The organism is Maribacter sp. (genome assembly GCF_049667165.1).
Classification (GTDB): Bacteria; Bacteroidota; Bacteroidia; order Flavobacteriales; family Flavobacteriaceae; genus Maribacter_A.
In genome coordinates, this window is sequence record NZ_JBATHS010000421.1 from 1 (window position 1) to 12,597 (window position 12,597).

The window sequence follows — 12,597 nt, forward strand, 5'->3', positions numbered from 1 at the left end:
ATGCGCAGTTTAATGCGCCGCCCTCCGACGTTAAACCCCCGACGTTCCAGGTATGACACCAAACCTAAAGCGGATGCTCCTGATGAAAGGAGATGAGCAGGGAAACCACGGCATTATAACTTTGGATTCCTTGGGTTTGGTTGTTGGCTTTCAGAAAAATATTGAAAATAGATTCAAAGACGGGCTCCAAGGGGTTGTCGAAGGCCTCCCAAAAAAGGGCCATTTCTTTGAAATTGTGCTGGGTTCCCGAATGGATCGTGGCATACAGCCTCATAAATTCGGCTTCATCGTTTCTTCGAATATCACTGAGACAATAGGTGAGGGCATAGGCATGGGCAGCATACTGAAAATAGGGATCCGGATTGTACATGGTCGCCAAATACCCAATAAAATTGGTCTCATTTTCAGCGGAATACCCCAATTGGTGCCCTATTTCATGGCCCGCGACCACAGGAAACCTAAAATTGGGCAGGCGCGCATTCACTTGTCCTTCATGCGTGAACGGATTGAGATAACCACCGTACCCCATATAGCTTAAGGCCGTGCTGAATAACGATTTTTTGATGCTGCGATGTTTATAGGAAAGGAAGGGATAGCTTTTTTCAAGCTGCTCGTAGCCTAACAAGGTTTTTTCAAAGATCTCTTTTTTTGTATACGGAATTTCAACGGCAAGGGCCGTATCCTTGGTTATCCCGAATTGCAACGCATTGGTTTTGGCGATCAAGGCCTTGGTCAATTCCAAAAGTTCCGCTGCCGAATTTTTTTCCTCCAAGGCGAATTTCTGGGCGATCGGTAATCGGTAATAATTGAGTCCCCAAAGCAGATTGAAGGTAAAATAGGCGATTGAAAGTACAAAAACCAAATTCCGTACAAATCGCAAGGGATAGGCCTTGATTTCAAAGCGATGTTTAAAACCATAGCGAAGGGCCAACACGGCCAGGATAAAATAGAGAATATCGCCTACCGAGAATGGGATCCATCCATATAAAATCCGAAAAAAACCAGCGATATAAGGATATATGCCCTCACTATAATACCGCTCGATAAGATCGGGATGGTTTCCCAACCACTTCACAAGAATGATCTGCGGAATTAGCGATAGGGCAACCCCATTTTTTATTTTATGGACCATGGCTTCAAAAATAGCGATTAATACCCTAAAATTGCTGCACTTAACGTATTTTTGAATATCAAATACAATACATATGAGCACCATAGTAAGACAGTTGGAACCAAAAGGGATATGGAATAATTTCGCCGATTTGAACGAGGTACCAAGACCTTCGAAAAAGGAGGGAAGGGTCATTCAGTTCATGTTGGATTTTGGCAAAGCCCTAGGCTTGGAAACCTTTTCCGATGAGGTGGGCAATGTCATTATACGTAAGCCGGCCACGCCCGGTATGGAAGACCGTAAAAAGGTTACCCTACAATCCCATCTCGATATGGTGCATCAAAAAAATGCGGATACCGTTTTTGATTTTGATTCCGAAGGCATAAAAATGTTCGTGTCGGGCGATTGGGTAAAAGCAAAGGGAACTACCTTGGGCGCGGATAATGGCTTGGGGGTGGCCACCATCATGACCTTGTTGCAAAGTACCGACATTCCCCATCCATTTATAGAAGCCTTGTTCACCATCGATGAGGAAACAGGAATGACAGGGGCCATGGGCCTACAGGCAGGGGTGTTGCAAGGGGAGATCTTATTGAACCTCGATACCGAAGATGATGATGAAATCGATATCGGATGTGCAGGAGGTATTGATGTTACGGCAACACGAAGCTATGTCGAAGAAGTTGTAAATGACGCTTATGTAGGGTGTTCTATTACCGTTAAGGATTTAAATGGAGGTCATAGCGGTATGGATATACATAAAGGCTTGGGCAACGCCAATAAGATCATGAACCGTTTGCTCTTCAATGCCATCGAAGGGTTCAACATACAGGTTTCGGAAATTGATGGCGGTAGTTTACGTAACGCCATTCCCCGTGAAAGTTTTGCGAAAATCGCGGTAGACAAGGACAAAACCAAAACCTTCGAAACCACCTTTAATAATTGGGCCGATACTATCAAGGCCGAGCTTGCCATCAACGAACCAGACCTGACCATTACAATGTCTTGGATAGAGACGCCGGCCAAGGTGATGCCTAAAGGTACCCAAGACAAGGTGGTAAAAGCGCTTTACGCGGCGCATAATGGGGTTTATGCCATGAGTGCGGCGATATCGGACCTGGTCGAAACCTCGAACAATATCGCCCGGGTTATCGCAAAGAACGGACAGATTAAAATAGCATGCCTTACCCGTTCGTCGGTGAACTCCGCGAAGATGAATCTGGCGAATGCCCTAAAATCAGCGTTTGAATTGGCCGATTGCACGGTAACCTTCGCGGGTGAATATCCTGGTTGGAACCCCAATCCAGATTCAGATATCTTAAGGTTGATGGAAGGCAAATACGAAGCCCTATATGGCGATAAACCCCAAGTGGTGGCCTGTCATGCTGGATTGGAATGCGGAATTCTAGGGCAGAATTACCCCGATATGGATATGATCAGTTTTGGTCCGACCATCAAAGGGGCACATTCTCCCGATGAGCGGGTAAGCATTACCTCGGTTCAAAAATTCTGGAAATTTATTCAGGAAATATTGAAGGATATTCCAAAGAACCCTTCCTAGGTTAACATATCCTGATCTGAATTAACAAAATCTTGAGAATACGGTGCTTAAATTTCAGTATCTTTAAGAAAGAACAAGCAAAATATAAAACCATGGGTATAAAAAGTTTTCAAGGGGCACGAAAGAACCAACCGACGAGCGAGGATATTCCTTTCAAGGTAAGTGACTTCATGACCACCAAATTAATTACCTTCAGACCTGACCAGTCTGTGGAAGAGGTAATCGATTCATTGATAAACAATAAGATATCGGGTGGTCCCGTGGTCAATGATAAGAACGAACTGGTAGGTATTATCTCAGAAGGCGATTGTATTAAGCATATTAGCGAGAGCAGGTATTATAACATGCCTCCCGAAGATGATAAGATTGAAAGCCGTATGGTCAAGAATGTCGAGACCATTGATGGCAACATGAATATTTTTGACGCAGCGAATAAGTTCCTGAACGACAAACGCCGGCGTTTTCCTATTGTTGAGGATGGTAAATTGGTCGGGCAGATTTCACAAAAGGATATTCTTAAAGCGACCATTATGATGAAGTCGCAAAATTGGAAAAAATAACCGCCCTCAAGGATGGGTTCAATAATCGTATCGTTTTTTAGGTCCTAGGTTCAGATAGCATCAGCTTCCCTGATGGGCTAAATACACGGGCTTCCCAACTGCCCAATGCACTGGTACTAGGTGGTAACTCTCCTCAGGTCTCCTCTTTGTCGTTAATAGACCAAATGCACCCTGATATTTGAGGGTGATCGATAGAATCCCATCATATATGACTTTCAAATTCATCAGCATATCCATCGCCGGTAGATACAGGGATTAGCTGAAAACAATCCACGGTCCCAAGTAAAAAAGAAACCCCTAAGCCATTAAGACAAAGGGGTTTTTTAGTTGTTTAAGAAACCTGCTTATTCTGCAATGCCCGCGATTTCCAAATCGAAGACCAAATTGGCATTAGGCGGAATGGGCCCGCTTCCTTGTTCACCGTATCCTAGGTGTGGGGGAATGAACAAACGTAATTTGTCACCCACCCGCATAGTTAAGAGTCCTTCTTTAAACCCAGGGATTATGGCCGCATCGGGGCTATAGGACATCGGTATTGCCTCATAACCACGTCCCATTTTCCTTCGTTCATCGAATTTGAGGAATTTCTTGGCCACGGCCTCGTCATTACTGTCAAATAGGGTTCCATCTTCCAGATACCCTGCATAAATAACCTTCACCATGTCACCGACTCTTGGGGTCTCCCCTGTACTTTCACCCTTTTTTAACACCTGTAATCCCGAGGGTAAGGTATTGGCTTTCTTTTTGTCTGCGGCCAATTCGGCTACAAATTCGGGTATCATTTTTTCAAACGCCGCCTGCTTGGCTTGGTTTTCCTTTTCTTCTTCTTTCAATCGTTTCGTTTCAACATCGAAATAATCGGTTAGGACCTGTACGGCATCAAAATCTTTGGCCTCTTTTCCATTTCGGATAATCTCGACCGTATTCATGACCACATCGACTTTTGGTTTGTCTTTCTGGGGGGCTTGGGATGTCGCCACATTGGCGATCGAATCGACCACATCCATACCTCGGATCACTTCCCCAAAGATCGAGTGACGATTATTCAGCCATGGGGTTTCGGCATGGGTAATGAAAAATTGGCTCCCATTTGAATTGGCTCCAGGATTCGCCATAGATACAATCCCCGCCTTATCGTGGGTCAATGAATCATTGAACTCATCCTTGAACTTGTAGCCTGGACCGCCGCTACCAGTACCCGTCGGGTCGCCCCCCTGTATCATAAAACCTTTCATAACCCTATGAAAGATAATGCCATCGTAGTATTTTTTACCCTTCATCCCCGTTTTGGTAATCGTTTCCCCATTGTAGCTCATGGCAATGACGCTATCGGACACAAACGGATTTTTACCCTCGGCCAGAGTAACGAAATTCGCTACGGTAATCGGGGTTTTTTTATATTCCAATTTTATGACAATATCCCCTTTGGATGTTTGTATGTCGGCAAAAAGACCATCACCCAAATCAGGGTATTTACTTGATTTACAACTGGCTAGGGCCAATGTCAGGAGCAATAGGGAAAGAAATGTTTTTTTCATTTTATCGGTTTAATTTTGAATACTATCTTGTTGTTTTTCGATATGGAATAGGGTTACTGTTGCCTTTATCGGCACATTGACCCCTATTTTATTGTTGTCCCCATGGTACCCGTAGGCCAAGGAGGATGGAAATAGGAAGGTGGCGGTTTCCTTCTCCTTTAATAGTTTAATGCTGTTGCGCAATCCGGGAAAGAGTTCCTGTTTATCGACCTTGTAGTTTATAACCCCTATATCATTGGTTGAATAGAGGGTATCGTTATTGAATCCCACGACATTGTACGTCAGGGTCACTAGATCATCTGGTCGGGGCGTATAGGTAGCAACATTGTTTTTCACCGTATAATAATACCAAGCTCCCGTACTACTATGGCTGTAGTCATGAAGGGAATCCGATGTAATGATTTGTTGGATCATACGCTCTTCCAACGCCAATAATTTTTTACTGCGCTCAATGGAGGCATTGATACTGCTGGTTTTCGATTGTACCGGGCGTCTGGGTTCAGGTCCGCCGCAGGCGACCAAGGCAATTGCCAGTACTGTAAAAAGGAGTCGTCTCATGGGTTCAATTCTGCTTTGTATTCTTTTAATAGGGAAACGAAATACGCGATGGTTTCCTGTAAAGAGGTATCGCTGCGCCCACCGGAAGCATTGGTATGCCCACCCCCGTTGAAGTGGTTCCTGGCGAATTCGTTCACAGAGAATTCCCCCTCAGAGCGGAAGGAAATCTTTACGATGCCCTCTTCCCTGTTTTCTATAAAGATCACGGCGAAATAAATGCCGTGTAGCGTAAGCCCGTAATTGACAAAGCCCTCGGTATCCCCTTTCTGATAATTATAAGTTTCCAATTCGTCCTGGCTCAGGCTAATATAGGCCGTATGGTATTCCTCTAAAATAACGAGGTTCTTTAGGGCACAACCCAAGAGATGCAATCTACTTGGGGTATTCGTGTCATAGACCAGATTATGCGCCCTTGTATTTTCGGCCCCTTTATCAATCAAGGCGGCTACGACCTTATGCGTTCGGCTGGTTGTCGACGAATATTTGAACGAACCTGTGTCGGTCATGATCCCAGTATACATACATATCGCCATTTCTGGGGTGATCTTGTCATCATCGCCCAAAAACTCAATGAAATTATAGATCATCTCACAGGTTGAGCTCATGGTCACATCCGAATACATATACTGTGCATAATCCGAAGGGGCCTGATGATGATCGATCATGACAAAAGTGGCCTGACTTTCCTGAAGTGCGGATTCCATTTGTCCTATACGTCCCAAATGGTTGAAATCCAAAGTGAAGATAAGTGTCGCTTGTTCGATCAAAGCCTTGGCTTGTGAATTCTCTTTTTCAAAATTCAGGATCTGTTCATGCCCGGGCATCCATTTTAAGAATTTAGGATAGTCGTTCGGGGCAATTATATGCACCTGTTGCCCCATGTTTTTTAGGTAATGCCATAAAGCCAAGGTAGAACCGATGGCATCGCCATCAGCATTCTTATGGGGAACAATGACGATCTGCTGGGGCTTGGAAAGTAAATTTCCTACTGCATTGATGTCCTTTAAATTCATGCGCCCAAAGATAGTAATCTAGTGTGGACTTTCCTCATTATAGGTTATTTTTACACGGTCTACCAAAAATTATAAAATGAAGGGAATTTTAATTCTAGGGTTGGCCCTGTTGGCAATAGGGGCCTGTAAACCGCTGAAATCAGCGAATACCGAGACTCCCGATGACAATGAATTTATCGTGGCCTTTGGTTCGTGTAATAAGCATGATATGGAAAATGCACTGTGGGACGATGTCCTCGCCACAAACCCCGATGTTTGGGTCTGGGGAGGCGATATCGTGTATGCCGACACCGACGATATGGAAAAAATGGAACGTATGTATGCCGCCCAAAAGAACGTGCCGGGGTATAAGAAGCTGGTGCAGGAAGTTCCCATCATTGGTACGTGGGACGATCATGATTATGGCCTAAATGATGGTGGGGTCGAGTTTCGCGCCAAAAAAGGGAGCCAACAGCAATTGTTGGATTTCTTAGGGGTCCCAAAAGATAGTCCACGGCGGGTACAGGAAGGGGTATATACGTCCCACGAGTATGCCTTGCCAGCGGGGAAAGTGAACATCATTATTTTAGATACGCGTTATTTCAGAACCCCTTTGACGCGGGATACATTGACGAATAAACGAAATACCCCCAACACCTACGGGCAGGGGACCATCTTGGGGCAAAAACAATGGCAGTGGCTCGAGGAGGAACTAAGAACTTCAAAGGCAGCGTTTAACCTGATCCTCAGCAGCGTACAGTTTTTATCCGATAAACATGGCTTTGAATGTTGGGGAAATTTTCCGCATGAAGTCGACCGACTTGAAAAAACGATCGTCGAATCCGGTGCAAAAGGGGTGATCATTCTTTCTGGGGACCGGCATATTTCCGAATTTTCAAAGACCGACGTCGCTGGACTACCCTACCCATTGTATGATTTTACCAGTAGTGGGCTCACCCATGTCTACGAGGCGTTCAGTGGAGAGGAAAATCCGTACCGGGTCGGTGGGGTGGTTTTTGAAAAAAGTTTCGGACTGTTGACGATTGACGTACGTTCGAAAAACGTGGTTTTCAGTATACGGGGTGACAACGGCAAGGTTCTGGGGCAAACGCAACAATCCTATTAATTCTTGCCATTTTGGGATTTAAATGTATTTTTGCCCAAAATTTTATCAATGACGACAAATAGAACATTTACGATGATAAAACCGGATGCGGTTGAAAAAGGCCATATTGGGGCCATTTTGGAGAAAATCAGTTCTGCAGGATTTACTATCGTAGCCATGAAATATACCCAGTTGAGCCAAAGGGATGCTGAAAGGTTTTATGAAATACATAAGGAACGCCCATTTTTTGCCGATTTGGTAACGTTTATGACCAGGGGTCCTATCGTCTCCGCAATTTTGGAAAAAGAGAATGCCGTAGAGGATTTTAGGGCATTGATCGGCGCCACAAATCCTGCTGATGCGGCGGAAGGCACCATTCGAAAATTGTTCGCTACGGATATTTCCGAAAATGCCGTACATGGATCCGATAGCGATGAAAATGCGGCCATTGAAGGGGCCTTTCATTTTTCGGGCCGGGAGATTTACTAAAATCCCGAACCTTCCTTAAAAATGGTAGACCTGCTAAGCAATGCGTTGCCTGGGAGGTCTGTTATCTTAAAACGATATTTTTGATCAGGTCATGGCCTAGTTCTTCATTGAGCATGGCCGCGATTTTGGACTTGCCCAGACTTAGTTCTTCCCGAAGGACCGAAGAGGATAGGGAAACATACAAGGTATCCTTTCGCAGTTCTATGGCTGTGGTGTATTGGTTCACGCCCTTACCCATCAATTGCAGCCAAGCTTCACGTGCATGTACCTTATCCATACCCTGTTGAAGCCTATTTTCCTTGATGAAGTCGTTTAAGGCTTCCCGTAAAGGCACGTTGTCATTTTTTCGCTTTGCCATTATTTCTGCACATTGATAGGTTCAAATCGTTTATAGCTATAGGTGATCTGCGCTGCATTGGTCACTGAAAATGAATTTTCATCCAAGGTGGTAAGCTGCTCGGTCCATTCACTGAGTTCGGTTTTATAATGGATCTCAAAGCCCTTAGGTCCTTCGGTCAGGACAAACTGTTCGGCATCGTTCGAGGTGTCGTAAGTACCATCCAAGTTGGGATACACCTTCTTCCTGAAGCCCGATGTCCCGGTTACTTCAATATAATCGACAGTGGTGTTGATCGTGTAGGTCTTCGTTTCGCCATTGGCCATACGAACCTGCGCTATTTCCCAATAGCCGTTCAATAGGTCCAGATCGTCGGTAGTGATTTTTTGCTGACACGAAGTACACAGTAGTACTACCGCTATAATTAATAGATGCCTCATCTTACAATTTGAATATTTTATAGGATTGATGTATTTGCTTCACAATATTCTCGGTACGTTCCGCGTGGGTATCGCTAATGAAAATCTGCCCAAAATTCTCATTGTCTACCAGTTTTACGATTTGGGCCACACGATGCTCGTCCAATTTGTCAAAAATATCATCCAATAACAGGATCGGTGTGGTTTTGGCCTGCTCCTTTATAAATTGGAACTGTGCAAATTTCAAGGCGATCAAAAACGATTTTTGCTGTCCTTGACTTCCGAATTTTTTTATGGGATGACCCGCTATTTCAAAATTCAGGTCGTCTTTATGTATGCCTACACTGGTATATTGCAGAATGCGGTCTTTTTCAATATTCATCGAGAGCAGTCCCAGTAGGTCTTCCTGCAGCAACCTACTGTCATAGCTGAGCATCACGTCTTCGTTGCCCCCTGAAATAACACCGTACTGTTCCTTGAAAATAGGAATGAAAGTCTCAATAAAATGCAACCGTTTTCTAAAGATAGCCGTGCCATACTGGTTTAATTGTTCGTCGTAAATGGCAAGGGTGCCGGCATCGAAGGTTTGGTTGGCCATAAAATACTTAAGCAGTGAATTGCGCTGAAGTAACACCTTGTTATAATTGATGAGCGTTTGTAAGTATGCCTTGTCAGATTGCGAAATGACCCCATCAAGGAACTTTCTTCGGGTTTCACTGCCCTCAATAATTAGATCCCGATCCGCTGGTGAAATAATGACCAAGGGCAATAATCCGATATGGTCAGACAAACGATCATAGACCTTGCCATTTCGTTTGATGATCTTTTTCATGCCTTTCTTAAGACTGCAAACGATTTTTTCCTCCCGATCTAAATTTTCGAACTCCCCATCAATAACGAAAAAATCTTCCCCATGGCTTATGTTCTGGGAGCCTATGGGGTTAAAATAACCCTTCCCGAACGACAGGTGGTAAATGGCATCCAAGGCATTGGTTTTACCCACTCCGTTAGGGCCAACAAAGCAATTGATCTTGCTATCGAATTCGAAGATCTGGGAATCGAAATTTTTGTAGTTGATGAGCGATAATCTCTTAAGAAACATTGTGGAAACCTCGGTTTTTTAAATATTGGAACAAGGGTATCTCGCGAAATATCAAAAATAACGAATAAATACCGCTTCGGATTTCAATAAAAACTTTATTTTTGCCCGATCAATAAAATTACCAATGGCAACATATAAAAAGCGGGGGTTTAAACCTAAAAATAAAGCTGAGGAACAAAAATTCGATGAACATGAAAGTACAACGGCCGAGGTGTTCAGCACCTTGGATGAAAGTGCTTCGAAGACCGAGGAATGGGTTTCAAAGAACCAGAATTATATTTTGGGGTTTATCGGTATTGTGGCCGTTGCGGTTTTAGGTTATTTGGCATACCACCAGTTTGTACAAAAGCCAAAGGAGGCCGAGGCGACCAACGAGCTTTTATATCCACAACAATATTTTGAACAGGCTTTGATAGCCAACACGGCCAAGGATTCGCTCTATAATTTAGCCTTGAACGGGGCAGAGGGTAAGTATGGGTTTTTAGACATTATCGATGAATATCCAGGGACAAAAGCGGCCAATCTGGCCAATTACTCAGCAGGTATGGCGTATTTGGATATGAATAAGTATGAGGATGCCATTACGCATTTAGAGAAATTCTCCTCGGATGATGAAATTTTGGGTGCCCTTGCCAAAGGGGGACTGGGCGATGCATTTATGCAGTTAGACCAACCCGAGGATGCTTTGGGGTACTATGAAAGTGCCTTTAAACATAGTTTGAATGATTTTACAACGCCAAGATTCCTTTATAAATCAGGGGTTACGGCTTTGGAATTAAAACAAAACGATAAGGCCTTGGGGTATTTTCAGAGGATCAAGGATGAGTTCCCTACCTCCAATGAAGCGAGCACCATTGATGCCTTTATAGGTATGGCCGAAAGCTCCAAATAATGGCTACCGCAACCAAAAATTTATCGGAGTACGATAAAGCCACCATCCCAAATGCGAAGAATTTTCGTTTTGGGATTGTTGTTTCTGAATGGAACGCCAAAATCACCGAAGGACTTTTCAAGGGGGCTTATGGGGCATTATTGGATTGTGGTGCCACCGATGAGAACATTGTTCGATTGAATGTTCCCGGTAGTTTCGAGCTTACCTTCGGTTCAAAAAAAATGATCACGACACAACAGGTCGATGCGGTTATCGCCATCGGTAGCGTAATACAGGGTGAAACCAAGCATTTCGATTTTGTCTGCAGTGCCACGGCCCAAGGCATCAAGGATTTGAACGTACTTTATGATACCCCGGTGATTTTTTGTGTGCTTACCGATAATACCATGCAACAGGCCATTGATCGCAGTGGGGGCAAACATGGCAATAAAGGGGCCGAGGCGGCTATCGCTGCCATAAAAATGGCCGCGTTGACAACCTAGTTTTTTACGTTTTCTTTTTCCATACCCGATCATAGCATTTCCCAACGACCGTATTGTTAACAAATTTTGGCAATTAGGTTTACGGCATATTTTTCGATTTTAAGTAACTTTGGAACCAATGGGGATACTGAGAAAAATAACACGCATCGGCAAGAACAGAAAGTTCGAATATAAGCCTCGTTTCTATGACGATAAGGGAAAAGGCAATCCCTACAAGATTGAACCAAAGTTCGATAAATTCCGCAGCACCGTAAATACCCCGAGGGGTATAAAGGGAAAATTGAATACGGCCATCGATGATATTAAGACCGAAGGGGACAGAAATCTAAAGATACGTATGACCGTTATTATAGTGATCTTGGTTTTAATCTTCCTATACATTATCGATTTTGACATCTCCATATTCTATAAATCATAATGGGGGATATCATAAAACTTTTGCCAGACCATGTGGCCAATCAAATAGCTGCGGGTGAAGTGGTGCAACGTCCGGCATCGGTCGTGAAGGAACTTTTGGAAAATGCCATTGATGCCGAAGCGACTTCTATAAAACTTATCGTAAAGGAGGGGGGTAAAAACCTCATTCAGGTTATTGATGATGGCATAGGGATGTCGACCACGGATGCCCGAATGGGATTTGAGCGGCATGCGACATCAAAAATACAAAAGGCCGAAGATCTGTTCAACCTGAATACCAAAGGATTTCGCGGAGAAGCATTGGCTTCGATCGCTGCCATTGCCCATGTCGAGATGCAAACAAAACCAGCATTGGAGGAGATGGCCACCCATATACGGATCGAGGGTAGCGAGGTCAAGTTCCAAGAGGTTTGTGTGGCCCCAAAGGGTACATCGATGTCGGTAAAAAATTTATTTTTCAATATTCCTGCCCGCCGCAATTTCCTGAAGTCGAACCAGGTGGAACTTCGGCATATCATCGACGAATTTCATAGGGTCGCCTTGGCCCACCCGAACATCGCTTTTGTTTTTTATAACAATGGAAGCGAACTTTTTAATTTGCCCAAAGCAAATCAACGGCAACGTATCGTGCATGTCTTTGGCAGTAAGACCAATGAAAAATTGGTACCCGTGAACGAGGACACCCAAGTGGTTAAAATCACCGGTTTTATCACGAAACCCGAATTTGCCAAAAAGAGTAGGGGAGAGCAGTTTTTTTTCGTGAACAATCGGTTTATCAAAAGCCCCTATTTGCATCATGCGGTCTTGGCAGCCTTTGAGGGATTGATAAAGTCGGATGCTTATCCCGGTTACTTTTTGTATTTGGAGGTTGATCCCGCATCCATTGATATCAATATTCACCCAACCAAAACAGAGGTGAAATTTGATGATGAGCATACCTTATACGCCATATTACGATCAACTATCAAACATAGTCTTGGGCAGTTCAGTGTAGTACCCTCCCTCGATTTCGAAAAGGATCAAAACCTCGAAAC

Annotated in this window: 15 protein-coding genes; 8 read left to right on the plus strand and 7 right to left on the minus strand. The window is 44.0% G+C overall.

Features of this window, described 5'->3' with window-relative positions; translation table 11 throughout:
• Window positions 1-64: 64 nt before the first annotated feature.
• Window positions 65-1,216, minus strand: coding sequence for a DUF3810 domain-containing protein (locus WBM98_RS18855; protein WP_424367564.1), 1,152 nt, complete (start codon window positions 1,214-1,216; stop codon window positions 65-67).
• Between WBM98_RS18855 and WBM98_RS18860 the strand changes: the two genes are divergently transcribed.
• A complete protein-coding gene (locus WBM98_RS18860) occupies window positions 1,206-2,672 on the plus strand; it encodes an aminoacyl-histidine dipeptidase (protein ID WP_424367565.1) in 1,467 nt (488 codons plus the stop codon). The genes WBM98_RS18855 and WBM98_RS18860 overlap by 11 nt on opposite strands.
• A 92-nt stretch (window positions 2,673-2,764) precedes the next feature.
• A complete protein-coding gene (locus WBM98_RS18865) occupies window positions 2,765-3,232 on the plus strand; it encodes a CBS domain-containing protein (protein ID WP_424367566.1) in 468 nt (155 codons plus the stop codon).
• A gap of 344 nt (window positions 3,233-3,576) precedes the next feature.
• Here WBM98_RS18865 and WBM98_RS18870 read toward each other — a convergent pair whose 3' ends face one another.
• The 3 genes from WBM98_RS18870 to WBM98_RS18880 are packed head-to-tail and all read right to left on the minus strand — an operon-like array spanning window position 3,577 to window position 6,341.
• A complete protein-coding gene (locus WBM98_RS18870; protein WP_424367567.1) occupies window positions 3,577-4,770 on the minus strand; it encodes a peptidylprolyl isomerase in 1,194 nt (397 codons plus the stop codon).
• Between the two features lie 9 nt (window positions 4,771-4,779).
• Window positions 4,780-5,328, minus strand: coding sequence for a gliding motility-associated peptidyl-prolyl isomerase GldI (gldI, locus tag WBM98_RS18875; RefSeq protein WP_424367568.1), 549 nt, complete (start codon window positions 5,326-5,328; stop codon window positions 4,780-4,782).
• On the minus strand, window positions 5,325-6,341 hold the full coding sequence (locus tag WBM98_RS18880) for a DHH family phosphoesterase (RefSeq protein ID WP_424367569.1): 1,017 nt from the start codon (window positions 6,339-6,341) through the stop codon (window positions 5,325-5,327). Before WBM98_RS18880 ends, gldI begins: the two co-directional genes overlap by 4 nt.
• A gap of 76 nt (window positions 6,342-6,417) precedes the next feature.
• On the opposite strand from WBM98_RS18880, the gene WBM98_RS18885 reads away from it, so the two are divergent.
• Entirely contained in the window at window positions 6,418-7,446 is a 1,029-nt protein-coding gene (locus WBM98_RS18885; protein ID WP_424367570.1) for an alkaline phosphatase D family protein, read from the plus strand.
• Window positions 7,447-7,494: 48 nt separating this feature from the next.
• Window positions 7,495-7,914 carry a nucleoside-diphosphate kinase gene (locus tag WBM98_RS18890; protein WP_424367571.1) on the plus strand — a complete coding sequence of 140 codons (420 nt, stop codon included), beginning with the start codon at window positions 7,495-7,497 and terminating at the stop codon, window positions 7,912-7,914.
• 61 nt (window positions 7,915-7,975) lie between these two features.
• On the opposite strand, the gene WBM98_RS18895 is transcribed toward WBM98_RS18890, so the two are convergent.
• The 3 genes from WBM98_RS18895 to recF are packed head-to-tail and all read right to left on the minus strand — an operon-like array spanning window position 7,976 to window position 9,772.
• Window positions 7,976-8,272: a DUF721 domain-containing protein gene (locus WBM98_RS18895; RefSeq protein WP_424367572.1), complete on the minus strand. Its 297-nt coding sequence runs from the start codon at window positions 8,270-8,272 to the stop codon at window positions 7,976-7,978.
• A complete protein-coding gene (locus WBM98_RS18900) occupies window positions 8,272-8,691 on the minus strand; it encodes a hypothetical protein (protein ID WP_424367573.1) in 420 nt (139 codons plus the stop codon). The genes WBM98_RS18895 and WBM98_RS18900 overlap by 1 nt, the downstream gene beginning before the upstream one ends.
• Before the next feature lies 1 nt (window position 8,692).
• Window positions 8,693-9,772, minus strand: a complete 1,080-nt coding sequence (recF, locus tag WBM98_RS18905; protein WP_424367574.1) for a DNA replication/repair protein RecF — start codon at window positions 9,770-9,772, stop codon at window positions 8,693-8,695.
• Window positions 9,773-9,896: 124 nt separating this feature from the next.
• Here recF and WBM98_RS18910 point away from each other — a divergent pair, with 124 nt between their 5' ends.
• From WBM98_RS18910 to mutL, 4 genes are all read left to right on the plus strand, one after another.
• Window positions 9,897-10,664 carry a tetratricopeptide repeat protein gene (locus WBM98_RS18910; protein ID WP_424367575.1) on the plus strand — a complete coding sequence of 256 codons (768 nt, stop codon included), beginning with the start codon at window positions 9,897-9,899 and terminating at the stop codon, window positions 10,662-10,664.
• A complete protein-coding gene (gene ribH, locus WBM98_RS18915; RefSeq protein WP_424367576.1) occupies window positions 10,664-11,146 on the plus strand; it encodes a 6,7-dimethyl-8-ribityllumazine synthase in 483 nt (160 codons plus the stop codon). The genes WBM98_RS18910 and ribH overlap by 1 nt, the downstream gene beginning before the upstream one ends.
• A gap of 118 nt (window positions 11,147-11,264) precedes the next feature.
• Window positions 11,265-11,564, plus strand: coding sequence for a riboflavin synthase subunit beta (locus WBM98_RS18920; RefSeq protein ID WP_424367577.1), 300 nt, complete (start codon window positions 11,265-11,267; stop codon window positions 11,562-11,564).
• On the plus strand, window positions 11,564-12,597 hold a 1,034-nt coding region (gene mutL, locus WBM98_RS18925), incomplete at its 3' end, for a DNA mismatch repair endonuclease MutL (RefSeq protein WP_424367578.1). The genes WBM98_RS18920 and mutL, both read left to right, overlap by 1 nt.